At 63.4% G+C, this 23,941-nt stretch carries 20 protein-coding genes; 6 read left to right on the forward strand and 14 right to left on the reverse strand.

Annotation, left to right across the window (positions count from 1 at the left end; all coding sequences use genetic code 11):
• Positions 1–50: 50 nt before the first annotated feature.
• The 10 genes from parE to nudF form a co-directional block, all read right to left on the reverse strand.
• Positions 51–1,946 carry a DNA topoisomerase IV subunit B gene (gene parE, locus WIR04_RS18335; RefSeq protein ID WP_139751757.1) on the reverse strand — a complete coding sequence of 632 codons (1,896 nt, stop codon included), beginning with the start codon at positions 1,944–1,946 and terminating at the stop codon, positions 51–53.
• 113 nt (positions 1,947–2,059) lie between these two features.
• Positions 2,060–4,075 (reverse strand): FUSC family protein, encoded by a 2,016-nt coding sequence (locus tag WIR04_RS18340; RefSeq protein WP_338888829.1) that lies wholly within the window; start codon positions 4,073–4,075, stop codon positions 2,060–2,062.
• A gap of 1 nt (position 4,076) precedes the next feature.
• Positions 4,077–4,943: an HlyD family secretion protein gene (locus WIR04_RS18345; RefSeq protein WP_338888831.1), complete on the reverse strand. Its 867-nt coding sequence runs from the start codon at positions 4,941–4,943 to the stop codon at positions 4,077–4,079.
• The gene (locus WIR04_RS18350; RefSeq protein WP_041204160.1) at positions 4,936–5,178 is read right to left on the reverse strand and encodes a DUF1656 domain-containing protein; all 243 of its coding nucleotides are present in this window, start codon (positions 5,176–5,178) and stop codon (positions 4,936–4,938) included. Before WIR04_RS18350 ends, WIR04_RS18345 begins: the two co-directional genes overlap by 8 nt.
• A 96-nt stretch (positions 5,179–5,274) precedes the next feature.
• Positions 5,275–5,676 (reverse strand): GFA family protein, encoded by a 402-nt coding sequence (locus WIR04_RS18355; protein WP_338888833.1) that lies wholly within the window; start codon positions 5,674–5,676, stop codon positions 5,275–5,277.
• A gap of 37 nt (positions 5,677–5,713) precedes the next feature.
• Positions 5,714–6,337: an NUDIX hydrolase gene (locus tag WIR04_RS18360; RefSeq protein WP_338888835.1), complete on the reverse strand. Its 624-nt coding sequence runs from the start codon at positions 6,335–6,337 to the stop codon at positions 5,714–5,716.
• Between the two features lie 2 nt (positions 6,338–6,339).
• Entirely contained in the window at positions 6,340–6,927 is a 588-nt protein-coding gene (locus WIR04_RS18365; RefSeq protein ID WP_338888836.1) for a YqiA/YcfP family alpha/beta fold hydrolase, read from the reverse strand.
• A gap of 90 nt (positions 6,928–7,017) precedes the next feature.
• The gene (cpdA, locus tag WIR04_RS18370) at positions 7,018–7,836 is read right to left on the reverse strand and encodes a 3',5'-cyclic-AMP phosphodiesterase (RefSeq protein WP_338888838.1); all 819 of its coding nucleotides are present in this window, start codon (positions 7,834–7,836) and stop codon (positions 7,018–7,020) included.
• Positions 7,837–7,863: 27 nt separating this feature from the next.
• Positions 7,864–8,310 carry a DUF1249 domain-containing protein gene (locus WIR04_RS18375; protein WP_025325573.1) on the reverse strand — a complete coding sequence of 149 codons (447 nt, stop codon included), beginning with the start codon at positions 8,308–8,310 and terminating at the stop codon, positions 7,864–7,866.
• Between the two features lie 197 nt (positions 8,311–8,507).
• A complete protein-coding gene (gene nudF, locus WIR04_RS18380) occupies positions 8,508–9,149 on the reverse strand; it encodes an ADP-ribose diphosphatase (protein WP_025325572.1) in 642 nt (213 codons plus the stop codon).
• A 307-nt stretch (positions 9,150–9,456) separates the two neighbouring features.
• On the opposite strand from nudF, the gene tolC reads away from it, so the two are divergent.
• Positions 9,457–10,782 carry an outer membrane channel protein TolC gene (gene tolC / locus WIR04_RS18385; RefSeq protein WP_025325571.1) on the forward strand — a complete coding sequence of 442 codons (1,326 nt, stop codon included), beginning with the start codon at positions 9,457–9,459 and terminating at the stop codon, positions 10,780–10,782.
• A gap of 109 nt (positions 10,783–10,891) precedes the next feature.
• Here tolC and hldE read toward each other — a convergent pair whose 3' ends face one another.
• On the reverse strand, positions 10,892–12,319 hold the full coding sequence (gene hldE, locus WIR04_RS18390; protein ID WP_338888841.1) for a bifunctional D-glycero-beta-D-manno-heptose-7-phosphate kinase/D-glycero-beta-D-manno-heptose 1-phosphate adenylyltransferase HldE: 1,428 nt from the start codon (positions 12,317–12,319) through the stop codon (positions 10,892–10,894).
• Between the two features lie 253 nt (positions 12,320–12,572).
• Here hldE and lpxL point away from each other — a divergent pair, with 253 nt between their 5' ends.
• Entirely contained in the window at positions 12,573–13,496 is a 924-nt protein-coding gene (lpxL, locus tag WIR04_RS18395) for an LpxL/LpxP family Kdo(2)-lipid IV(A) lauroyl/palmitoleoyl acyltransferase (protein WP_307765312.1), read from the forward strand.
• Between the two features lie 76 nt (positions 13,497–13,572).
• Here the strand turns inward: lpxL and WIR04_RS18400 are convergent, their stop codons facing one another.
• From WIR04_RS18400 to WIR04_RS18410, 3 genes are all read right to left on the reverse strand, one after another.
• Positions 13,573–15,552 carry a bifunctional 2',3'-cyclic-nucleotide 2'-phosphodiesterase/3'-nucleotidase gene (locus WIR04_RS18400; RefSeq protein ID WP_338892638.1) on the reverse strand — a complete coding sequence of 660 codons (1,980 nt, stop codon included), beginning with the start codon at positions 15,550–15,552 and terminating at the stop codon, positions 13,573–13,575.
• Between the two features lie 127 nt (positions 15,553–15,679).
• Positions 15,680–16,300 carry an L-lysine exporter gene (gene lysE / locus WIR04_RS18405; protein WP_106885093.1) on the reverse strand — a complete coding sequence of 207 codons (621 nt, stop codon included), beginning with the start codon at positions 16,298–16,300 and terminating at the stop codon, positions 15,680–15,682.
• Positions 16,301–16,564: 264 nt separating this feature from the next.
• The gene (locus WIR04_RS18410) at positions 16,565–17,347 is read right to left on the reverse strand and encodes a LuxR family transcriptional regulator (protein WP_025325566.1); all 783 of its coding nucleotides are present in this window, start codon (positions 17,345–17,347) and stop codon (positions 16,565–16,567) included.
• A 64-nt stretch (positions 17,348–17,411) separates the two neighbouring features.
• Here WIR04_RS18410 and WIR04_RS18415 point away from each other — a divergent pair, with 64 nt between their 5' ends.
• The 4 genes from WIR04_RS18415 to WIR04_RS18430 all read left to right on the forward strand — a co-directional run bounded on the left by WIR04_RS18415 (position 17,412) and on the right by WIR04_RS18430 (position 23,930).
• Positions 17,412–18,038: an acyl-homoserine-lactone synthase gene (locus tag WIR04_RS18415; RefSeq protein WP_338888847.1), complete on the forward strand. Its 627-nt coding sequence runs from the start codon at positions 17,412–17,414 to the stop codon at positions 18,036–18,038.
• A gap of 240 nt (positions 18,039–18,278) precedes the next feature.
• Positions 18,279–19,178, forward strand: coding sequence for a LysR family transcriptional regulator ArgP (locus WIR04_RS18420; RefSeq protein ID WP_338888849.1), 900 nt, complete (start codon positions 18,279–18,281; stop codon positions 19,176–19,178).
• Positions 19,179–19,264: 86 nt separating this feature from the next.
• Positions 19,265–21,316: an exoribonuclease II gene (locus WIR04_RS18425; RefSeq protein ID WP_338888851.1), complete on the forward strand. Its 2,052-nt coding sequence runs from the start codon at positions 19,265–19,267 to the stop codon at positions 21,314–21,316.
• 685 nt (positions 21,317–22,001) lie between these two features.
• Complete coding sequence (locus tag WIR04_RS18430) at positions 22,002–23,930, forward strand: PTS mannitol transporter subunit IICBA (RefSeq protein ID WP_338888853.1); 1,929 nt, start codon at positions 22,002–22,004, stop codon at positions 23,928–23,930.
• Positions 23,931–23,941: the final 11 nt, after the last annotated feature.

Here is a 23,941-nt window from a genome sequence, read left to right on the forward strand (position 1 = left end):
GCGCCCCTGGAGGGCACGCCTGGAATGCGGGTCGGCAGCTGACCGACGGCTTAGATGATGGCAAGGTTACCCTTCTCTTCCAGCCATTCGCGGCGATCCGGGGCACGCTTCTTGGCCAGCAGCATGTCCATCAGCTGCAGGGTCTCGTCCCCCTCCTCCAGCTCGCCCATGGTGAGCTGCACCAGGCGGCGGGTGTTGGGATCCATGGTGGTTTCCCGCAGCTGTTTCGGGTTCATCTCACCCAGCCCCTTGAATCGGGTCACCATCACCTTGCCCTTCTTCTTCTCGGCCTCGACCCGTTGCAGCACGCCGTTCTTCTCGTCCTCGTCCAGGGCATAGAAGACCTCCTTGCCGATGTCGATCCGGTAGAGCGGCGGCATGGCCACATAGACGTGGCCCTTGTTGACCAGGGTGCGGAAATGCTTAACAAAGAGGGCGCACAGCAGGGTGGCGATGTGCAGACCGTCCGAGTCCGCATCCGCGAGTATGCACACCTTGCCGTAGCGCAGGCCGGAGAGATCCTCGGAGTCGGGATCCAGCCCTATGGCAACAGATATGTCGTGCACTTCCTGGGACGCGAGCACCTGACCGGCCTCCACCTCCCAGGTGTTCAGGATCTTGCCGCGCAGGGGCATGATGGCCTGGAATTCACGGTCCCGCGCCTGCTTGGCGCTGCCACCCGCGGAGTCACCCTCCACCAGGAACAATTCGCCTTGCATGGGGTCGGCGCAGTTGCAGTCGGTGAGCTTGCCGGGCAGGGCCGGGCCTTGGGTTATCTTCTTGCGCACCACCGTCTTGGCGGCGCGCATCCGGCGCTGGGCGCTGCTGATACAGATCTCCGCGATCTGCTCCGCCAGCTCGGTGTTGCTGTTTAGGTAGAGGCTGAAGGCATCCTTCACCACCCCCGACACGAAGGCCGAGCTCTGGCGGGACGACAGCCGCTCCTTGGTCTGACCGGCGAACTGGGGATCCTGCATCTTGACCGAGAGGATGTAGGCGCAGCGATCCCAGATGTCTTCCGGCGTGAGCTTGACCCCGCGGGGCAACAGGTTGCGGAACTCGCAGAACTCGCGCATGGCGTCCAGCAGGCCCTGACGCAGGCCGTTGACGTGGGTGCCGCCGAGCGCCGTGGGGATCAGGTTCACATAGGATTCGGCGAGGCACTCACCCCCTTCCGGCAACCAGCACAGGGCCCAGTCCACCGCCGATTGATCGGTGCTGAAGGCGCCGACGAAGGGCTGCTCCGGCAGGCAGGTGAACTGCTTGACCGCATCGATCAGGTAATCCTTGAGGCCATCCTCGTAGCACCACTCCAGCTTGATGCCGGTGTTCTTGTCGAGGAACTTGATGGTAAGGCCGGGGCAGAGCACGGCTTTCGCTTTCAGCAGGTGCTCGAGCTTGCTGACCGAGAAGCGCGGCGAGTCGAAATAGCGCGCCTCTGGCCAGAAGCGCACCCGGGTGCCGGTATTGCGGCGCCCGCAGGTGCCGGTGATGGTCAGCTCCTGCACCTTGTCGCCGCGCTCGAAGGCGATGTCATAGACCTGACCGTCCCGGCGCACCGTCACCTCGACCCGATCGGACAGAGCGTTCACCACAGAGATGCCCACCCCGTGCAGGCCGCCGGAGAACTGGTAGTTCTTGTTGGAGAACTTGCCCCCCGCGTGCAGCTTGCAGAGGATCAGCTCCACACCGGATACCCCTTCCTCCGGGTGGATGTCGACCGGCATGCCACGGCCGTCATCGATCACCTCGAGAGACTGGTCCTCGTGCAGGATCACCTCCAGGGTGCGGGCATGGCCCGCCAGCGCCTCGTCGACGCTGTTGTCGATAACCTCCTGGCCGAGGTGATTGGGCCTGGTGGTGTCGGTGTACATACCGGGGCGGCGACGCACCGGTTCGAGGCCATTGAGGACCTCAATGGCATCCGCATTGTATTGAGTGGACATGGAGGGCCTTGCGAATTGACGTTTGGGGGGAATCTTAACCCTTGGGAGGGATTGCGACAAATACGGCGGCCACAAAGGGTGATCCAGAGGGGGTGGCAGGGGGCGCTCCGGGTTCAGGAGGCGTCGGATGTCTCCGGCAGGGCCTGCAACAGCTGGGAGAGGGCGCTTTCGAGTCGCCATACCAGACCCGCCAGATCCCGTGCGGCCGGCTCTCTGTGCAGGGCCAGCCCCTGCTCGATGCGCCTGAGTTCCGCCAGGGTGAGGTCGAGGGAGTCATGTTGCACGCCCCCCTCGGTGAGGATCCCCTTCAGGCAGCGAATGCAGCCGTCCCGCACCAGATAGAGCGCCGGATCCTTTCCCCGCCACTGACGCAGCTGCCAGGCGATGTGGCTGCAGTTGAGCAGCACCACGCCCCAGCGCAGCACCCAAAGCCGGGCCAGCTGATCCTTGCCCTGACTGAGCTGGCTGACCGCGTGGTAGACCCTGGACTCGAATTCGTGCTCGCTCTGGCGTGGGGAGGGCATCAGCTGATCCATGAAGTCCCGCCGCAGGCGGCGGATCAGGCGGCGACTCTTGCGCCTGTCCGAGCTGGGTCTGAGGATCTGGAACGCCAGTCCGGCCACCATCACCCCCAGCATCTGGGCGAGGCTGCCGTTGATGTAGTCCTGGTAGTCGTAGCTCGGCGGGTTGGTGATGGCGAGGAAGGAGCCGAGCAGCACGATGAGCTGCCCCCAGAGGGCCGCCGACGCCGGTCGCTGCTGCTTGAGCAGTTGCATGGTCAGCAGGGCCGGCAGCAGCAGGATGAGGAAGGGCCAGAGCGCCTCCAGGCGGATCATCAGGCCGAACTTGACCAGGAAGCAGCCGAGGCTGAGCAGCACTATGGCCTGCAGCATGGTGGTCACGCTCTTGAGCGGTGCGGGCACCGCCGAGTAGAGCACGCAGCTGATGGAGAGCAGGGTCAGCGCCGAGCTGCCCGAGCCCCACTGGGTCTGGAACCAGAAGATGCAGCCAAGCAGCACGCACAGCGCGGTCCGCCCGCCGTTGTAGGCCGCCTCATAGCTGTCGGTGTGCATGGCGAGCGATCTCAGCCTGGGGGGCGCCGGCCAGCGCATCGGGAGATCCTCCTGCTGCGCCCCCGCCAGCCGCTCCAGCCAGCGCTGGGCCTCCAGATAGCACCAGCAGAACTGGCGCAGCCGCTGCCAGAAGGTGCGGGCGCGGTAGTCCCCCGAGTGGGCCAGCGGTGCCAGCAGGCGGGCGATGCGCAGCTTGTCACAGCCGGGTTCGGCGAGGGCCTTGGGCAGCGCCGTGAGCAGGCTCTCCAGCTCCGGCGGCGGAGACTCCCAGTTGTGCAGCAGGCGGCGCACCCCGGAGATGAGGCCGGTCATGCGCAGCTGACGATGGAGCAGGAAATTGAACAGCCGGTTGTGGCGTCTGAACCTGTGATGGCTCCACATCGCTTGGATGCGCAGCACGTTCATGGTGAGGATCTGGCTGATGATCCCCTGGTGGGCGTGGCGCACCTCGGCGCCGGACTGCTGCTGCCAGAGCAGCTGGGCGTGCTCCAGCAAACGGGTCTGGCTCTGGCGCAACGAGCCGAGCAGGGTCTCCCCATCCCCGGTGCTCGGCAGCAGCATCATCATGAAGGCGCCGCAGAGAATGCCGGTGATCACCTCGCTGACCCGGGCCTGGGCGATGTCGAAGATGTGGCGGGGATCGTCCACGTTGACGCAGGCGAAGGCGATGATGGCCGCCGTGTAGCCCGCCAGGGCGAAGGCGTAGGAGACGTTGTTCTGATAGTGGTTGGAGGCGTAGGTACAGAACCCGAGCCAGAGCGCGATGAGGACGCTGAACAGCCAGGGATCGCTGAGCCCCAGCCCCGCTATCACCACCGCCGCCAGGGCACCGATGAGGCTGCCCAGCACCCGTCCCAGACTCTTGCTGATGACGCCGCCGACGGTGGGAAAGCTCACCACGGCGGCGGAGGTCATGGCCCAGTAGGGGGAGTCCAGCTGCAACACGAAGGCCAGCCAGAGTGACAGGCACATGGCCAGCGCGTTGCGCAGGGCGTAACGCCACTGCCCTGTGCTGGCCTGCCCCCAGGGGGTGCGGCGCCAGAGCGACACCCTCATCTCACTCCCCCAGGCTGATGGTGCAGGTGGTGCCCGCGATCAGGGCGAGCTCGGGCGGCACCTCCAGCAGGCGGATCCGCACCGGCACACGCTGGGCCAGCCGCACCCAGGGCACGTTCGGTTTGACGTCCAGCAGCAGGCTGTCGCTGCCCTCCAGGCTCTGGTCATGGATGGCGCGCCCCAGGCTCTCCACCTCCCCCTTGAGCACCTGATCCGTGCTGTAGAGCATGACCTCAGCCGGTCTCCCCACCTGGATGTGCCTGAGCTTGGTCTCCTCGAAGTAGCCCTGCACATAGAAAGAGTGGATATCCACCAGGGCCACCAGCGGCACCCCGGCGCTGGCGTAGTTGCCGACCCTGGCCTGCAGGTTGGTGATGTAGCCATCCCCCGCCGCCTTGATCGTCGTCTTGGTGAGCGACCACTTGGCCTGCTCCAGATCGGCCTCGGCCACCTGATAGGCCGCCTTCATCGCCTGGGCATTGAGGCGCGCCTCGTCGACGGCCTCGGCTGAGATGACGGCGCGGGAGAGGTTCTGACGCCGGCTCGCCTCGTGCTCGGCCTTGTCCAGATCCGACCTGGCCTTGGCCAGGCTGGCATTGGCGTTGTCCAGGGCGATCCGGTAGGGTTCGGGATCCAGGCTGAACAGCACCTCACCCCTCTTCACCAGTTGGTTGTCCCGCACCGGAATGGCGATGATCTTGCCCGATACCTCGGGGGTGATGCTGATAAGCTCGGCCCGCACCTTGCCATCCCGGGTCCAGGGCCCCTGCATGTAGTAGTTCCACAGCCACCAGAGCGCCACCAGCGCCAGGGCGCACACCAGCAGGGTAGAGAGATATTTGAGGGTCGCGAGGAGTGATTTAACCATGAACCAGAATCCATAAGGCGCCGCTGACGGCGAGGATGAAAAGGGAGAGATCCATCAGCAGGGGGTGCCACACCTCCCCGCCGTAGAGCCAGTCACGCAGCAGATGGTGCACCGGCAGCCAGCCCAGCAGACCGAGCAGCACCGCCTTAAACAGCGGCGGAAAGTAGAGCGAGGCACCCAGGATCAGATCCGGTAGCACTGAAGGGGTTGGCAATGGCGTGCTCCCTATGGGCAGAGGAAGACAAAAATCGGCGATGACCTGCCAGAGCGCAGGCCTGCCAAGGTTATCACAGCCGTTGGGCGCACCACAGAAGCAGATGACGCCCTGCGGTCAGACCAGCCTGTCCGCCGGGTGGTTGATCCCGTCCCGCAGCGGCACCTCACCGAGCTCGAACGGGTTGACCCCCTCGAGACAGGCCAGGTTGTAGCCGTACTCGGCCGGGTTGGAGCGGCGCTGGTGGTGGGTATAGATGCCGCAGACGCCGCAGAAGTAGTGCTTGGCGGTGCGGGTGTTGAACTGGTAGCAGCGCAGCACCTCCTCTCCCTGCAGGATGCGGATGCCCGAAAGCGGCACCGAGGCGACGATGGCGCCACGCCGCCGGCAGAGGGAGCAGTCGCAACGACGGGGATCCACCACACCGTCCGGCAGGCTGAGCTCCAGCACCAGGGCCCTGCAATGGCAGCTGGCCCTGTGTTTATCCTGAATGGGGGTATTGCCGATCTGTTTGATCATCTGGCCTCCTTGCCACCGGGCACCGGGCCCTGTCGTCTCAATCGAACAGCGTCTCGCGCCGCCCCTGCCGTACATGGGCATGCAGGCTTTGCAGCTGGCTCTCTACCACCCGGTGCAGGGAGAGCGCGGGCAGCGCATCGATGGGGAAATAGGCCGCGTCCTGAGTCTCGTCGGTCTCGGTGAGCAGCGCTCCCCCCGTCACCTCGCACAGGAAGAACGCCTTGTGGGCGTGGGGCAGCTGGGGCGGATGAGGGTGTTTGTGCTTGTCGAACAGCGCCAGCAGCTGGACGGCGCGGCACTCGAGGCCGGTCTCCTCCACCACTTCGCGCACCACGGCACCGGCCGGTGAGTCGCCTATGTCGCACCAGCCCCCCGGCAGGGTCCAGAGCCCGTCGCTTCGCTCCTGCACCAGCAGCAGCCGACCCGCGTCATCGAGGATCAGCGCCCGCACATCCAGCTTGGGGGTGGGATAGCCACAATCCAGGCTTATCCAGTCGGCGATGGCCCTGGGATCCAGCTCGCTCTGGCTGGCAATGAGGGCAGCAGTAGCCGCCCTGAGCGCCTCGAAGCGGGCGATATCGAAGGGATCTTGGGAGTAGGTGAGCCCGGCCTGGGCCGTGGCCAGCACCTGTTCCAGAAAGGCGGCCAGCGGCGGTTGCACGGCTAGAGCCCGAGGAAGCGAATGATCTGGGCGGGATAGCGCTCGAAGCCGACGAAGGCGTGGTTGCCGCCGCACTCCAGGGAGAGGCGGGCAAACTCGTATTCCCTCAATGCCTTGCGATAGTCGAGCACCTCGTCCTCCTGCTGTTGCAGGATCCAGAGCCGCTCGGGGGCGCTCACCGGCACCGCCAGCGCCCTCAGCTCGTCCATGTGGGTTGGCAGCAGCTCGTAGCGCTCGTCGGTATAGGGATTGCGCTGGGGGCCCAGGTAGTCGCAGAGCAGCTCGTGAGGGCGCACCGCCGGGTTGATCAGCGCGGCGCGGCAGCCATGCAGCTCGCTCACCCGGGTCGCCATAAAGCCGCCGAGGGAACTGCCCACGGCGCCTAGCCTGAGGCGGCCATCATGGCGAGCCCTGGCCTCGGCAATGACGTCCTCGATGGCTTCCCAGGCCGCCGCCGGGGTATTGGGCTGGGCCGGGATGAGCACTTCGATGTCAGGCCTGTGCTCGGCCACCCAGGCAGCCATCTGCTGCGCCTTGGCCGAACCGGGCGATGAGTTGAAACCGTGCAGATACAGCAGAACGGGCGTCATGCCGGCCTCCTCCCTTGTTGCACCCTGGCCGAACCAGAAGAGGAGTTGAAACCGTGTAGATAGAGCAGAACTGAACTCATGGCGCCCCTCTCAATAACCGGTGGCGTTGGGGTCGGGCACGAACTGCCCCACCGGCAGCCGCCACACCTGGCTGGCAATGCGGCCATCCGGATGCAGGGTGAGATAACGCCAGCCCGGGCCGGACTCGTCCAGGGCGAAGCCATCGGAGAGCGGCTTGAACTGGATGCAGGTGGAGGGGCTGGCGATCAACCTCACCCCCTGGTGCACCTCGTCAAACTCCTGATGCACATGGCCGAACAAGATGGTCTTCTGCTGCGGATGGCGGGCCAGCACGGCGAAGAGATCATCGGCATTCTTGAGATTGTGCTGATCCAGCCAGGCGCAGCCCACCGGCACCGCCTGATGGTGCAGGGCGATGAGGGCGTGGCGCTCGGGATGCTGGCGAAGCGCCTGATCCAGCGCCGCCAGCTGGTGATCCCCGAGCACACCATGGGGTTTGCCGCGCACCTGGGTATCGAGCAGGATCACCTGCCAGTGATCTCCCACCAGCTGCTTGGCTTCGCTGATCCCGGCGGCATGGAGGTACTCCGTCATCAGGGGGCCGTCATCGTGGTTGCCGGGCAACCAGTAGATGGGGCGCGCCAGCGGGGCCATCATGGAGGCGAACCGCTGATAGGATTCCGGGCTGTGATCCTGGGACAGATCCCCGGTGGCGAGGATCAGATCGAACGGATGCCCGTTGGCCTGCACCTGCTCCAGCACGGCGGCCAGGCTCTCTGCGGTTCGCACGGCCAGCAGTCGTCCCTCTGCACTGGCGAAGAGATGGGTATCGGTAATCTGTAACAGGCGCACACTGCCGTCCGGCGCCTGAGGTAGCTCTGTTTCCAAAATCACGCTTCTTTTTTATGGGTTCGACTAGAGGATGTTGATCAGGCTGGTGCCATGTTTGAGACAAAATCTTAGCCAATCGGCCAAGAATAGATTTACCTGCTCTTTTTCATCCCTGTGGTGCATTTTTTTATTGGGATAATCATAACGTGGTTGCAACATTGAAATCTGTTGCGCCGCACACACTTCCGCCATCCGCACGTCGTGATACAAACGAATCTCGATGCGAGCCTGCAAGTAGCTCGGCAACTCGGGATTGTGCTGCGCCAGGATCACCTGACTGGTGAAGCGGCTCTCTTCGCTGACGGTGAGCTGGAACTGCAGGCCGTTGCCCACCTGATAACGTCGCTCCGCCCCCACGCTGCCGCCGGGGGGCAGCAGCTTCATCAAAGCCATGTAGTTGACCTCGCAGGTACGCTGCAAGGACATCAGATCAGGCACATAGCGCTTCATCGGGCTCTGGACTAATGGCATATCGCAACTCCATCAATCAACACCCGTGAGTAATTGATCCCGCAGGTGCGCTGCAAGGACATCAGATCAGGCACATAGCGTTTCATCAGGCTCTGGACTAATGGCATATCGCAACTCCATCAATCAGGGTCCATGGCGAGTTGACCTCGCAGACAGGAGGCGCATGGCGCCCAGCCTGAGTGTGCACGAGCGCCACCTCAGCGCCCCGCCAGCCAGCGGGCCTGCAGCTCGCCATGATTGAGGGCCAGCCATTGCAGGGCGATGACGGAGGCGGCATTGTCGATGCGCCCCTCTTTGAGCCAGGCGTAGGCCTGCTCGCGGCTCACCACATGGACCCGGATGTCTTCACCCTCTTCCGCCAGACCGTGGATCCCCGCCGCCTGGCTGGCATCCACCTCCCCCACATAGACCTCGATACGCTCTGTGCTGCCACCCGGGCTCACCAGGTAGCTGATGGCATGCTCGCAGCGCCCCACCTCGATGCCCGCCTCTTCCACCGCCTCGCGGCGCACCACGGCTTCTGCTGTCTCCCCTTCATCTATGATGCCGGCCACCAGCTCCAGCAGCCAGGGAGTGGGGCTGGTCTCGATCGCGCCGATGCGGAACTGCTCCACCAGCACTATCTGGTCGCGCACGGGATCATAAGGCAGCAGCGCGGCCGCATGGCCCCGTTCGAACAGCTCGCGGACTATGGGCTCATTCCAGCCACCGGCAAATAACCTGTGTTGCAGGCGATAGACGTTCACTTTGAAAAAGCCGTTGTATCCAGATGATTTATCGATGATTTTCACATCATCACCGGAATAGTGACTGGTTTGAGGCAAGGCTTGCTGTGACATACGAGACTCCTACCAGCTTGACTTGGCTTGGTTTGACCATAATATTCGGGGGCATGAATGAACATTCATTCACTCGCTCTCGCCGACGATGAGGGATGGATTTTAGCAGCCACAGGACATTTGGCTAGGCGCGTGGCCGAGAAAACTCGCCCTGACTCTTGACGTTTCTGTCGCTGGAAAAGAGACAGTTCGCAATGAAATCTGCTTGTAGTAGAGTGGTTAAGCTGAAATCAAGCTTGGTCGGTGACAATCCCCTCCTTCATCCAGCGGACAGCTTTGGGTTGATAAATAAGGTTAAAACTATCATATGAAAAGAACACTCTTGTCAGTCATGGTGATGCTGGGTGTGAGCAGTGCCGCTCATGCCGAAAACCTGCTCGAAATCTACCAGCAAGCCCAGATCAAGGATACCCAGCTGCTGGAATCCAAGGCCAAGCGGGACCAAGCCTTCGAGAAGATCAACGAATCCCGCGCCGCTCTCTTGCCACAGATCAATCTGGGCGCCGGCCTGAACTACCTGCAGAACAAGGACGATACCCAGACCAACAGCGGTGCCACCGGCAGCGTCACCCTGGATCAGTCCATCTACCGTCGCAGCAACTGGGTCAACCTGGACCTGACCGAGAAGAGCGCCACCCAGTCCGACGTGGCCTACAACCTCGAGTACCAGAACCTGATGCTGCGTACCGCCCAGGCCTACTTCGACGTGCTCAAGGCGATGGACACCCTGGAGTTCGTCCGTGCCAACAAGACCGCGGTAGAGCGTCAGCTGGAACAAACCCAGCAGCGCTTCGAAGTGGGCCTGACCGCTATCACGGACGTGCATGAAGCCGAGGCCGAGCGCGATCAGGCGCTGGCAGACGAGATCAATGCCGAGAACACCCTGGACAACAGCTACGAAAGCCTGCGCGAGCTGACCGGCATCGATCATCGCCAGCTGGACGTGCTCAACACCGAGCGTTTCGCCCCGCAGAAGACTCCGTTCAACTCCGACAAGTGGCTGGAGCTGGCACTGGACAAGAACCTGGAGCTGCACAGCGCCCGCATCGGCAAGGACATCGCCAAGGAGCAGATCGATCTGGCCAAGACGGGCCACGAGCCGACCCTGGATCTGGGCGCCGGCCTCACCGCCGGTTACAACGACTACAAGGACGAGATCCGCAACCCCGAGAGCAACAGCAATCAGGGCAATATAGGCCTGAACTTCAACCTGCCGCTCTACACCGGGGGCGCCACTACCTCCCAGGTCAAGCAGGCCCAGTTCAACTACGTGGCCGCCAGCGAGCAGCTGGAGCGCAGCTTCCGCTCGGTGCAGAGCACTGTGCGTTCTTCCTATAACAACGTGAACGCCAGCATCGGCTCGGTGCGCGCCTACAGCCAGTCCGTCATCTCCGCCGACAGCGCCCTGAAGGCGACCGAGGCCGGTTATGAAGTGGGTACCCGTACCATAGTCGACGTGCTGGATGCCACCCGCAAGCTGTACCAGGCCAAGCAGAAACTCTCCGAGGCCCGTTACAACTACATCCTCAGCATCCTCTCCCTCAAGCAGGCCGCCGGCATACTGGAGCAGAAGGATCTGGAAGACGTGAACCAGGGCCTGATGCCCGCCGCCCAGGTCACCAAGAAGTCCTGAGCCGGATTCACGGCATGAAAAAAGGCGACCTTATGGTCGCCTTTTTGCTGCCTGCTTGCCGCTCGCCGGGGGCGAGTGGTCAGGCACCTCCGGCCGAGGCCGGAGGTGCTCAGCCGCGCTCGCGTATGGTCTTGATGATCTCGCTGGTGGAGCAGCCGTCCTCGAAGTTAAGCACCCGCACCTCGCCACCGTTGGCGGTCACTTCGGCATAGCCGGCGATCTCTTCGGGCTTGTAGTCGCCCCCCTTGACCAGCAGATCCGGCAGGATCTCGGCGATCAGTCGCTGGGGGGTGTCCTCACCGAAGGGCACCACCCAGTCCACAGCACCCAGGGCCGCCAGTACCGTCATGCGGCGCTCTGTGGGGTTGACCGGACGACCCGGCCCCTTGAGGCGGCGCACGGACTCATCGGTGTTGACCGCGACTATCAGGCGATCCCCCAGCTTGCCCGCATTGGCCAGGTAGGAGACGTGGCCCGCATGCAGGATGTCGAAACAGCCGTTGGTCATCACCACCTTCTCGCCGCGCAGGCGGGCGGCCTGTACCGCCACCTTGAGCTGGGCCTCGGACATGACGCCAAAGCCGGTCTCCTGCTCGGTGTAGAGGGCGTTGGCCAGCTCCACCGGGCTCACCGTGGAGGTACCCAGCTTGCCCACCACTATGCCGGCTGCGGTGTTGGCCAGGGCACAGGCCTCGTCCAGACTCATGCCGGCGGCCAGGGAGGTCGCCAGGGTGGAGATGACGGTATCGCCAGCACCGGTGACGTCATAGACTTCGTGAGCCTGGGCCGGCAGGTGCAGCTCGGGCTGCCCTTCGCGGATCAGGGTCATGCCGTTCTCGGAACGGGTCACCAGCAGGGCGTCCAGCTCGAAGCGCTTGACCAGCTCCAGCCCCTTGGCGACCAGCTCCTCTTCGCTCTTCACCTTGCCCACCACTGCCTCGAACTCGGACATGTTGGGGGTCAGCAGGGTGGAGCCGCGATACTTCTCGAAATCCGTCCCCTTGGGATCCACCAGCACAGGGATGCCGGCGGCGCGGGCGCGGGCAATCATGCCAGGCACGTCGTTCAAGGCGCCCTTGCCGTAGTCGGAGAGGATCATCACGTCGGCCCCTGGCAGCGCCTGCTCCACCTTGCCCATCAGCAGGCTGGCGTCCACATCGTGGAAGGCCTCTTCGAAATCGAGGCGCAGCAGTTGCTGGTTGCGGGACAGCACCCGCAGCTTGGTGATGGTCGGGTAGTCGGTCAGACGAACGAAATCACAGGCGACCTTGACCCCTGCCATCTGGCCGGCCAGGGCATCGGCGGCCTCATCCTGACCGGTCAGCCCCAGCAACACGGCCTGGGCACCCAGGGCGGCGGAGTTCAGGGCCACGTTGGCGGCGCCACCCGGGCGCTCCTCGATGTGCTCGACCTTGACCACGGGCACCGGCGCCTCGGGGGAGATGCGACCGGTGGGGCCATGCCAATAGCGATCCAACATGACATCGCCAACGACCAGGACGCGGGCTTTCTCAAACTCGGGCAGGGTGATTTTCATCTGTATCGGCTCTCAAAACCTGAAAATTTCAGCGGCCGATTTTATCACACTCTTTTCCAGGACGTGAAAAAAGCACTGCCATGCCCGCCAAGGCGCACCCCGCCTGACCCCTCTGACCAGGTGATGGCGATTCGCACCCGCCCCCGTTTTTCGGATAGAATCCCCAGATTGCGAGTGACAGCCTGTCCACGGGCACAGATCCCCCCGTGTCGGCTGGGCTCCCTCCTTTGCCTTTGTGAACAAGAGACTCTTCATGGCCCAAGAACATGCTCCCCGCCTCGAACCCCGTCTATTCCATCCCCGTTACTGGGGCAGCTGGTTCGGTCTGTGCCTGCTCTGGCTGCTGGTGTTGCTGCCCTGGCGCAGCCAGATGTGGCTGGGTCGCCAGCTCGGCACCCTGGCCCGCAAGCTGTTGAAATCCCGCGTCAAGATTGCCCGCCGCAACCTGGAGCTGGCGATGCCCGAGCTCAGCCGGGATCAGCGGGAAACCCTGCTCAAACAGAACTTCGAGAGCGTGGGCTGCGCCATCTTCGAGGTGGGTATGGCCTGGTTCTGGCCGGACTGGCGGATGCGCCGCCTGATGAAGGTGGAGGGGGAAGAGCATGTCATCGCCGCCATCGAGAAGGGTCAGGGCATGCTGCTGCTCTCCTGCCACTTCCTCACCCTTGAACTCAACGCCCGCTGCTTCGGCCTGGTGCGGCCCGGGGTCGGCGTCTATCGCCCCAACACCAATCCGGTGCTGGAGTACGCCCAGTACCACGGTCGCTGCGCCTCCAACAAGTACCTGGTGGATCGCATGGACGTGAAGGGGATGATCAAGGCGCTGCGCAACGGCGACGCCCTCTGGTACGCACCGGATCACGACTACGGCAGCCACGCCAGCGTCTTCGTGCCCTACTTCGCGGTGGAGCAGGCGGCCACCATCACCGGCACCGCCACCCTGGCCAGGGTCAAGAACACCGTCACCCTGCCCTGCTACAACATCCGTACCCAGGAGGGCTACACCCTGCACATAGGGGCGCCGTTGGAAGGCTACCCGAGCGGTGACGACCTGGTCGATGCCGCCCGCGCCAACCGCGAGATTGAGGCCGCGGTGCGCCGTGCCCCCGAGCAGTACATGTGGCTGCATCGCCGCTTCAAGACCCGTCCCAACCCGGACGACGCCGGTTACTACTGAGTCACGGCAAGTCCTTACTGCCAAACGAAAAAGCCCTCGCACTGCGAGGGCTTTTGCAATCTAAGGTTCACCACCATTACTGGCGGATCAGGCGGTAGGTGGCGTAGCCGGGATGCTTGGCGTCGTCCATCGGCAGGGTGGACTGGTAGGCCAGATCCGCCCCGGCCAGGGCCTTGGCCTCCTCACCCGGGGAGGAGTAGAGGCGCACGTCCACGTTGGCAGGCAGGACCTTCATGTGCCAGTTGTTGTTGGCCGCCGGGCTGAAGCCCGCTGGGTTGGCAGCAGACTGGGACTTGAGGTACTGGGCGATGATCTCCCGCGTCTCGAAGGGATCTTCATGGACGATGTTGCTGCCGTCGATGCCCGGGAAGTGACCGCCGCCGCTGGCGCGATAGTTGTTGGTCACCACGTAGAACTTCTGGGCCGGATCGATGGGCTGGCCGTTGAAGGTGAGGCCGCTGATGCGCTGACCGTCGCTCACCTTGAGCCCCTCCTTGCTGTAACGGGCCGGCTGGGTGATGTCCACCTCATAGCTCACACCGTCGATCACGTCGAAGTTGTAGGTGGGGAAGCTTTCGTTCACCAGCCACTGCACCTCTGTCTTGCCGGTGTCTATCTGGTTGAACTGGCCGGCGCTCATCTCCAGCCACTCCTTGACGGTAGCCCCGTTCACCTCGACCACCTGCAGGGTGTTCGGATAGATGTAGAGATCGGAGACGTTGCGCAGGGAGATGTCCCCCTGGGCCACATAGGTGAAGTCATTGATGCCGTTGCGCCCGCCGCGGAAGGGGGCCGCCACCGACAGGATCGGGTAAGGCTCCTTGAGCAGGCCGTCTCGTTGCAGCTGCTCGGCGTGCTGACGCTGGGCATCGCTCACCAGCTGCACCGAGGGGTCGTCCTGCACCAGGGCGAAGAAGCTGTGGATGGGAGAGGTGATCTTGCCGAGCGGCTCGTCCAGCCACTGGTTGGTTGCGTCATGATCCGCCTGCACCAGGTCCACCACCCGCTGATCCACGGCGCTGCCCTCGCTGGAGTCTATCTTGCGCAGGCTGGCCTGGCTCTGCTTCACCTGCCACTTACCATCCACCTGCTCCAGCTTGAGGTCGATGATGCCGAGGTGGTTGCCCCAGTAGCCTGGCATCACGGTCGGAATACCGCTCAGGGTACCGGCCTTGTTGTCCACCTCGGGCAGGTCCGGGAAGTCGCCGGGGAAGTTCTTGTGGGCGTGGCCCAGCATCAGGGCATCCACCCCCTTCACCTTGGCCAGGTGCCAGGCGGAGTTCTCCATCATGGCCTCATAGCTGTTGGCATTGATGCCGGTGTGGGCGACCACTATCACCAGATCGGCACCCTTGGCGCGCAGCTCGGGCACATAGTGGTTCGCGGTCTCGACCATGTCGGCCACCACCACCTTGCCTTCCAGATGGCGTTTGTCCCACTGCAGCACCTGGGGCGGCGTCAGACCCAGGATGCCGACCTTGACGGTCTGTGACTGGCCCTTGTCATCCGTTACCTGACGCTCCAGCAGCAGATAAGGGGTGAACTTGTTGCCGCTCCAGTCGATCTGTCCCTTGGCGTCGCGCTTGAAAGCGCCCGCCTCGAACACGTTGGCGTTCACATAGGGGAACTCGGCCCCCGCCAGCACCTTGCCGAGGTAATCCAGGCCGTAGTTGAACTCGTGGTTGCCGAGGTTGCCCGCGTCATAACCCAGCTCGTTCATCGCCTTGAACACCGGATGGGCCTGCTTCTCGAGGTAGCCGGCACCGGACTGCTCGAAGATGTAGTCCGCCAGCGGCGTGCCTTGGATCAGGTCACCGTTGTCGAGCAGCAGGTTGTTGGGGTTTTCGGCGCGGGCGGCGCGGATCAGCAGGGCGGTGCGGGAGAGGCCGAACTTGCGGTCCTCCTTGTTCTGGTAGTAGTCATAGCCCAGCACGTTGGAGTGGATGTCGGAGGTCTGGATCAGGCGCAGGGAGACGGTCCCCGGCTGCGCCTTGCTGTCGTTTTCGTTGCTGCAGGCGGTCAGCAGCACGATGGCGGCGATTGCCCCCAGCTTCATGGAGTTATTCACTGTCTTTTCCCTTTTATTATGAGTAACGCTTTACCAGCGCCGGGAATTTAACAGACGAATATGTCAGCAGATGACACCGGGACTCATTTTTATGAAGCCCGGCACAAAAATAGCCTTATGAAGCCAGCAGAGCCCCGCTGGCCAGCTTGACCGCCAGCACCAGCATTATGATACCGACAACCATATCAATGACTTGCTGCACCCTGCTCCGGGCAAGCCAGGGAGAAAGCGCCGCCGCCCCGAACGCCAGCCCGTAGAACCACACCAGGGAGGCCAGCATGGCCCCTGCGGCGAAGGCGGGTCTCAGATCCTCGGCAAACTGGCTGCCGAAGGAGCCGAGCAGCATCAGGGTATCCAGGTAGACATGGGGGTTGAGCAGGGTCACCCCCAGGGTCATGGCCAGCACGCTCTTGACCCCCATCAGCTGGGGAGAGTCCGCCAGGGCCGCCCCCTGTCCGCGCCAGGCACTGCGCAGGGAACGCACCCCGAACCAGCCGAGAAACAGCACGCCGCCCCAGGTCAGCAGCGCCAGTCCGATGGGGCTGGCCGCCAGCAGGTTGGCACCGCCAAACACCCCTATGCCGATCAGCACGAGATCGCACAGACAGCAGAGGGTCGCCGTCAGCAGATGGTGGTTGCGGTGAATGCCCCGGCTCAGCACGAAGGCATTCTGGGCACCTATGGGGATGATCATGGCAAGGCCGAGGGTAAAGCCTTGCAGTGTGGTGGCGAACATGGACAAACCTTTGTGTGGGAGATCTGGGGGCACTATAAGGGGAGGCGTGAAATCAGAGAAATTCATTCATTTTCTGATGCATTCAAAAAACTGATGTGGTGGGGTGAAAAACGACATCTGGCAGGCTGTCAATTGCAGGATCTGACAATTGTGGCCCCGGGGGCCCGCCCCGAGAATCGCCGGAGTGACGAGATCGGCGTGGGACAGTGGGTGATGGCGACAGAGGAGATGCCGAGCGACAGGGCAGCGTCGCCCGGCCGGCATTCACTGCAACAGTCTGGGGAAGTTGGTGACCACCACCTGCTCCAGATTCGGCAGCAATATACCGCTGCTGACCCCCTTGGCGATAGCCTGGTAGCGATTCATCGACCCCGTCTTGCGAGTGACCTGGTTGAGGTGGTAGTTCACGGTGCGCTCGGTGATCCCGAGGATGCAGGCGATCTCCCCCGATGTCTTCCCTTCGCTGGCCCAGAACAGGCACTCGGTCTCCCTATCCGTCAGGGCCTCCTGGGGATCATCCTCCCTCATGCTTTGGCGCACTATCCGGATCGCCGCCTCGAAGATGTAGTTGGACATCCAGGAGAGGATGGGCGAGGACTCCAGCAGCAGGTCGCTGGACGCTCGCTCCCGGGTGATGAACGACAGTATGCCGTTCTCCCCCGTCGCCCCGTGCAGCGGAAACGAGATGCCGTTGCGCAACCCGAACTCCGCCGCCAGCCCCATCACGTCCATGCTCCCCTCTTGCAGGAAGCGCGCCTTCTCGTCCAGCCGGTTCCAGTAGATGGGCAGGGTCTGTGTGCGGGCGAGCTGGATGATGGGATCGCAGGCCAGCATGTTGTTTACCGTGTAGGCCTGCACCCAGGAGTCAGGGCACTGGTTGAACAACACCACCTTGGGCCTTTGCATCGACATGGGCAGGATGAGCGCAAATCGATAGTAGTCGTAGCCCATTCCCAGGGTGAAGCGGCCGATCAGCTCGGCCAGCCGGTTTCCATCCGTTACCAGCGTGAAATGTTCCAGATACTCAAGCAGTTGGTCGCGTGTCATAGGCTAGCCTCCCCTGGCCAAGGCCTTGGATTATAGCGCCTAACCATGAAATGGAGAGACATGAATGCTTGTTTTCAAAGGAAAATTGAAAGAACACCCCAGATGGGAGGTCGAAAACGAGCTTTATCGCTTTCGCAAGCGAGTCTTCTCCGATCGGCTCGGCTGGGACGTGGAATCCCACCGGGGTCTGGAGCGGGACAGCTTCGACAAGCCCGATACCCACTGGGTGCTGATCGAAGATGAAGAGGGTCTGTGCGGCTGCATCAGACTGCTCAGCTGTGCCCAGGACTACATGCTGCCCAGCATCTTTCCCGGCGCCCTCGCCGGCGAGCGGCCCCCGCGCGGCGCCGATGTCTGGGAGCTGACCCGGCTCGCCATCGATGCCGGCCGCGCCCCCGCGCTCGACAACGGCATCAGCGAGCTGACCTGCGTCATCTTCCGCGAGGTCCATGCCTTCGCCAGGGAACAGGGAATCCGGGAGCTGGTCGCCGTGGTCAGCCTGCCGGTGGAACGCATCTTCCGCCGCCTCGGCCTGCCCATAGAGCGGCTCGGCCACCGTCAGGCGGTGGATCTGGGGGCCGTGCGCGGGGTCGGGATCCGCTTCCATCTGGACGAGCGTTTCGAGCGCGCCGTCAACCGTCCACTGCGGGGAGAGTACGCCCTAGCCGGGGAGCTGCTCGGGATGAGCTGACCCCATAAAAAAGTCCCGGGCTGACACCCGGGACCAAAACTCTCGCTATGGCCCGTTTCCACCCCATGCAAAAACGGACCGAGTGAGTATCTTATGAATCTCATTCTATCTCTACTGTCACATCTCACAGTGACAGCCCCGGGATGCCCCCACGCAGTGCCCGCCGCCGGGCCAGGTTGTTCTCCCGCCCCCGCTCCAGTAGCATCCTTGCTCAAACCCCTTCTCTGATAAGGAATGCTGATGAAGACGCTGGACTACAAGCTGCTGCTGGCACTGGATGCCGTGATGCAGGAGCAGAACTTCGAGCGCGCCGCCCAGCGTCTGCACATCACCCAGTCCGCCATCTCCCAGCGCATCAAGCAGCTGGAGCAGCAGTTTGCCGAGCCGCTGATCATCCGCAGCCAGCCCCTGCAGGCCACGGCCCTCGGGCAGAAGCTGCTGGCCCACTACCGTCAGGTACACCAGCTGGAGCTGGAGCTGGCGGGCGAACTCTCCCCAGCCGAACCCCAGGCGCCGATCCGGGTCAGCATCGCCGTCAACGCCGACAGCCTGGCCACCTGGTTCCTGCCCGCCCTGGCCCCCCTGCTGGAACAGCACCCCATAGAGCTGAACCTGCTGGTGGATGACGAGAGCCGCACCCTCGACAAGGTGCGCGAGGGCCAAGCGTTCGGCGCCGTCAGCCTGCAGCCGCAGGCCCTGGCCGGTTGCTGCGTCGACGAGCTCGGCGAGATGCGCTACCTGCTGACCGCCAGCCCCGCCTTCGTCGCCCGCCACTTCCCCCAGGGGCTCACCCCGGCGGCGCTGGCCAAGGCACCGGCGGTCGCCTTCGATCAGCGCGACGACATGCACGTCAGCTTCATGGCCCGCCACTTCGCCCTGGCCCCCGGCGGTTACCCCTGCCACACGGTACGCTCGTCGGAGGCCTTCGTCGCCATGGCCGAGCAGGGGCTGGCCTGCTGTCTCATTCCCGAGTTGCAGATCCGCCAGCAGCTCGCACAGGGGCTGCTGCTCGATCTCAGCCCGGATCTCCACCTGGTCGAGCGCCTCTACTGGCACCGCTGGGTGCTGGAGCGGGGGCTGCACAAGCAGATATCCCAGCGCCTGATCGAGCAGGGCCGCCGGGCACTGCAACCCCGCTGAGCGGGCCATTCACCTTGGCTTTGGAGGGGTAAAAACGTATAGTGCTGGGCGATTCTTCATCAGGTCTCCACTCAGGTTCCTCACTTATGTTCCAAGACAATCCGCTGCTGGCCCAGCTCAAGCAACAAATCCGCGAAAACATCCCCAAGAAAGAGGGTGTGATTCGCGCCTCCGATCGGGGCTTCGGCTTCCTGGAGGTCGATGAGAAGACCAGCTATTTCGTGCCGCCTCCCTACATGAAGAAGGTGATGCACGGTGACCGGGTGAGCGCCCTGATCCGTACCGAGAAAGAGAAGGAAGTGGCCGAGCCGGATGCCCTGCTGGAGCAGGCCGTGGTCCGCTTCGTCGGCCGCGTCAAGATGTTCCGCGACCGCCTCAACGTGGTGCCTGATCACCCCCTCATCAAGGACGCCATCAAGGCCCGCGCCAAGAAGGGTCTGGACGAGAAGTCCTTCAAGGAAGGGGACTGGGTGGTGGCGACCCTCAAACGCCACGCCCTGGTGGATGGCAACTTCTCCGCCGAGATCACCCAGCTCATCGCCGACAAGGATGATCACAACGTGCCCTGGTGGGTGGTGCTGGCACGCCACAACCTGGCCCAGATCGAGCCGGCGGACCTGCCCGAGTGGAACGTCATCGAAGAGGAAGAGCTGCCCCGTCGCGATCTGACCCAGGTGCCCTTCTTCACCGTCGACGGCGCCAAGACCAAGGACATGGATGATGCCCTGTCCATCCGCAAACTGGACAACGGCTGGGAGCTGCTGGTGGCCATCGCCGATCCGACCGCCTACGTGGCCGAAGGCAGCGAGCTGGACCAGGAAGCCGCCAAGCGCGCCTTCACCGTCTACATGCCGGGCCGCAACGTGCCCATGATCCCGCGCACCCTCTCCGACGAGCTCTGCTCCCTGAAAGAGGGCGAGGAGCGCAACACCCTGTGCGCCCGCCTGCTGATCGCCGAGGATGGCCTGCTGCTGGAAGAGACCGAATTCTTCGCCGCCCGCATCGTCTCCCACGCCCGTCTGAACTATGACGAGGTCTCCGACTGGGCCGAGCACGGCAAGGAGCTGACCATAGATGCCGGCGTCCTGGCCCAGCTGCCGCTGATGAAGGCCATGACGGAGGCGCGCATCAAGTGGCGTACCGAGCACGCCCTGGTGTTCCCGGATCGTCCCGACTACGACTTCGAGCTGGGTGAGAACGGCGCCGTGCTGGCCATCCATGTGGAGCCGCGCCGCATCGCCAACCGGATGATCGAAGAGTCGATGATCGCCGCCAACATCTGCGCCGGTCGTGTACTGGGCAAGAGCGTCGGCTACGGCATCTTCAACGTCCACACCGGTTTTGACGAGGAGTCTCTCGACGGCGCCATCGATCTGCTCAAGAGCGCCGAGGCGCCGTTCGAGAAGGAAGAGATCGCCAGCCTGTCCGGCTTCTGCGCCCTGCGCCGCTGGATCGACAGCCTGGACACCCGCTGGCTGGACGGCAAGATCCGCCGCTTCCAGAGCTATGCCCTGATGTCCGCCGAGCCGGGTGCCCACTACGGCCTGGGCCTGGATGCCTACGCCACCTGGACGTCACCTATTCGCAAATACGGCGATATGGTCAACCATCGCCTGCTCAAGGCCGTCATCGCCGGCAAGACCCCGGGTGAGCGGCCGAGCCAGGAACTGACCGAACACCTGACCGAGTGCCGCCGCCTGCACCGCAGGGTGGAGCGCGACATCGGCGACTGGCTCTATGTGCGCTACCTCCAGACCGCTGCCGGCACCGATCAGGTGTTCAACGCCGAGATCATCGACGTGATGCGGGCCGGCCTCAAGCTGCGCCTTCAGGAGAACGGCGCCGTTGTCTTCATGCCCGCCCGTCATATCCTGGACAACAAGGACAGGCTGGAGTGCAACTGGGACAACGGTCGCGTCTATCTGGACAAGACCGAAGTGGTCTATGAGCTTGGCCAGATCATCGAGGTGATGCTGACCGAGGCGGTGGAAGAGACCCGCTCCCTCATCGCCAAACCGGCGGTGGCCCTGGTGCCGGGCCCGGCACCGGAAGCACCGGCGGCCGACAGCGCTGTGGCCGAGAGCCCAGCGAGCGAGAGCAGCGAGGCGGCGGCCGACGCGGCCCCCAAGGCGGAATAAGCCCCGCCCCCCAGCATGCCAAGAGCCCGCAATACTGCGGGCTTTTTTTATGGGCGCGGCCAGCCCGGGCAGAAGCGGATGGGAATGAGCCGGCTTGGCCTGTGCCTGTGCCTGTGCCTGTGCCGACACTAGCCGACACGCCCATCTTGTCACAACGGACACTGGCAGATGTCGCCAGGGAGGACAATCAGGGCTTGCCAAAGGAGGCGGGACAGCGCCCAAGTGGCCGACAGAGCAGGGAGCAAAACTGAAAGTGGGTTACAAAACCACTGATTCATTGATTAGTAGTTGATGATGATGCGAAATCCATCGCCGTCACCCTCTGAATTGCCGTCACCAGGCATGCTCCAATTGGCTACAAATGGAAGATCTGTGATGGCAATCACATTGACACGGGGTTTGCGCAAACATAAAAAGGAGATGCGCGTCACATTAAAATGCCGTTCATGACGGGAAAGATCGAAATGTAGCCAAACTACAGCGTCTGAATGTGATCGGCGTCACCATGGTGGGAGGGGGGAGGTCGGGGTATTTGAGATCTGGGTCACAAGACACCCCGTTTTCAGCCTAATTTGATCACAAGCTGGTAGATTGAAGTTGCTTAGACGACAGGGATGGGGGTTCGGCAAAACCCGTCATCCCGACTACCACTTTCAATCACACAGGCTTAAAACGGGGTCCCGACATGTTATCACCGGATACCAAAGTCAAGATACAGAATTTTGGACGCTTCCTGTCCAATATGGTCATGCCCAACATAGGCGCCTTCATCGCCTGGGGCTTCATTACCGCCCTCTTCATCCCCACCGGCTGGCTGCCAAACGAAACCTTGGCCAAGCTGGTCGGCCCCATGATCACCTACCTGCTGCCCCTGCTCATCGGCTATACCGGCGGCAAGCTGATCGGGGGTGACCGGGGCGCCGTGGTCGGTGCCATCACCACCATGGGCGTCATAGTGGGGACCGACATTCCCATGTTCATGGGCGCCATGATGGTCGGCCCGCTGGGTGGCTGGGCCATCAAGCGCTTCGACAAGGCGATGGAAGGCCGGGTCAAGAGCGGCTTCGAGATGCTGGTCAACAACTTCTCCGCCGGCATCATCGGCATGTTGTGCGCCATCCTCGCCTTCTTCGTCATCGGTCCCTTCGTCAAGGTGCTCTCCGGCGCCCTGGCCGGTGGCGTCGACTTCCTGGTCGCCCACGGTCTGCTGCCGCTGACTTCCATCTTCGTCGAACCGGCCAAGATCCTGTTCCTCAACAACGCCATCAACCACGGCATCTTCTCGCCGCTGGGGATCCAGCAGGCCACCGAGCAGGGTCGCTCCATCTTCTTCCTGATCGAAGCGAACCCGGGTCCGGGTCTGGGGGTGCTGCTGGCCTACATGGTGTTCGGCCGTGGCGCCGCCAAGCAGTCCGCCGCCGGTGCCTCCATCATTCACTTCTTCGGTGGCATCCACGAGATCTACTTCCCCTACGTGCTTATGAACCCGCGCCTCATCCTGGCGGTGATAGCCGGTGGCATGACAGGGGTCTTCACCCTGACCCTGTTCAACGCCGGTCTGGTCTCCCCTGCCTCGCCGGGCTCCATCTTCGCCGTGCTGCTGATGACGCCGAAAGCCTCCCTCATCGGGGTGCTGCTCTCCATCATCGCCTCCGCCACCGTCTCCTTCCTGGTCGCCGCCGTGTTCGTCCGTGCCCAGCAGCCGGAAGCCGACGAGGCCGACGCCCTGGGTGAAGCCACCCGCAAGATGAAGGCCATGAAGGGTGCCAAACCCGAGACCGCGGCGGCCAAGAAGCCGGGCGGCGAGCTGATGGCGGTGCGCAACATAGTGGTCGCCTGCGATGCGGGCATGGGCTCCAGCGCCATGGGCGCCGGCCTGCTGCGCAAGCGGGTGCAGGCCGCAGGCCTCGACATCAGCGTCACCAACCGTGCCATCGATCAGCTCGACGATCAGGTGGATTGGGTCATCACCCACAAGGATCTGACCGAGCGGGCCCGCCGCCATGCGCCCCACGCTCACCATATCTCCCTCTCCAACTTCCTCGACAACGCCCTCTATCAGGAGCTGGTGCAGAACCTCAGCCTGGCCAGGGCCGCCAACGACGACGTGGCCAACCCGCAACTGCTGGTGGCGGCCAACGACGACAGCTACGAGCCGCAGGCCGCCGAGGTCTTCACCCTGAGCCTCCAGGATGTGCACCTGGGTCTCAAGGCCGACAACAAGGAGGCCGCCATCCGGGCTGCCGGCAAGCTGCTGGCTGAACGAGGCTACGTGGCACCCGACTACGTCGACGCCATGCTGGAGCGCGAACAGCTGGTCTCCACCTACCTCGGCGAGTCCATCGCCGTCCCCCACGGCACCATAGCCGCCAAGGAGCACGTGAAGCGCACCGGCATCGTCATCTGCCAGTACCCGGCCGGGGTCGCCTTTGGCGAAGCCGCCGACGAGGTGGCGCGACTGGTGATCGGCATCGCCGCCCGTAACGACGAACACATGCAGGTGATAACCCGCCTGACCAATGCACTGGACGAACCCGGCCTCATCGACCGGCTGGCCAGCACCCAGGATCCTCAGGAGTTCCTGGATCTGCTGGGGGCCGAACAGGCTGCCTAATCGTCCTTCAT

Origin of the sequence: Aeromonas rivipollensis (assembly GCF_037811135.1) — a bacterium.
Taxonomy (GTDB): Bacteria; Pseudomonadota; Gammaproteobacteria; order Enterobacterales; family Aeromonadaceae; genus Aeromonas; species Aeromonas rivipollensis.

Coding starts and splice junctions, on each gene's coding strand:
- parE (WP_139751757.1), bottom strand. CDS start 1,946: ATGTCCACTCAATACAATGCGGATGCCATTGAGGTCCTCAATGGCCTC.
- WIR04_RS18340 (WP_338888829.1), bottom strand. CDS start 4,075: ATGAGGGTGTCGCTCTGGCGCCGCACCCCCTGGGGGCAGGCCAGCACA.
- WIR04_RS18345 (WP_338888831.1), bottom strand. CDS start 4,943: ATGGTTAAATCACTCCTCGCGACCCTCAAATATCTCTCTACCCTGCTG.
- WIR04_RS18355 (WP_338888833.1), bottom strand. CDS start 5,676: ATGATCAAACAGATCGGCAATACCCCCATTCAGGATAAACACAGGGCC.
- WIR04_RS18365 (WP_338888836.1), bottom strand. CDS start 6,927: ATGACGCCCGTTCTGCTGTATCTGCACGGTTTCAACTCATCGCCCGGT.
- WIR04_RS18375 (WP_025325573.1), bottom strand. CDS start 8,310: ATGCCATTAGTCCAGAGCCCGATGAAGCGCTATGTGCCTGATCTGATG.
- nudF (WP_025325572.1), bottom strand. CDS start 9,149: ATGTCACAGCAAGCCTTGCCTCAAACCAGTCACTATTCCGGTGATGAT.
- tolC (WP_025325571.1), top strand. CDS start 9,457: ATGAAAAGAACACTCTTGTCAGTCATGGTGATGCTGGGTGTGAGCAGT.
- hldE (WP_338888841.1), bottom strand. CDS start 12,319: ATGAAAATCACCCTGCCCGAGTTTGAGAAAGCCCGCGTCCTGGTCGTT.
- lpxL (WP_307765312.1), top strand. CDS start 12,573: ATGGCCCAAGAACATGCTCCCCGCCTCGAACCCCGTCTATTCCATCCC.
- WIR04_RS18400 (WP_338892638.1), bottom strand. CDS start 15,552: ATGAAGCTGGGGGCAATCGCCGCCATCGTGCTGCTGACCGCCTGCAGC.
- lysE (WP_106885093.1), bottom strand. CDS start 16,300: ATGTTCGCCACCACACTGCAAGGCTTTACCCTCGGCCTTGCCATGATC.
- WIR04_RS18410 (WP_025325566.1), bottom strand. CDS start 17,347: ATGACACGCGACCAACTGCTTGAGTATCTGGAACATTTCACGCTGGTA.
- WIR04_RS18415 (WP_338888847.1), top strand. CDS start 17,412: ATGCTTGTTTTCAAAGGAAAATTGAAAGAACACCCCAGATGGGAGGTC.
- WIR04_RS18420 (WP_338888849.1), top strand. CDS start 18,279: ATGAAGACGCTGGACTACAAGCTGCTGCTGGCACTGGATGCCGTGATG.
- WIR04_RS18425 (WP_338888851.1), top strand. CDS start 19,265: ATGTTCCAAGACAATCCGCTGCTGGCCCAGCTCAAGCAACAAATCCGC.
- WIR04_RS18430 (WP_338888853.1), top strand. CDS start 22,002: ATGTTATCACCGGATACCAAAGTCAAGATACAGAATTTTGGACGCTTC.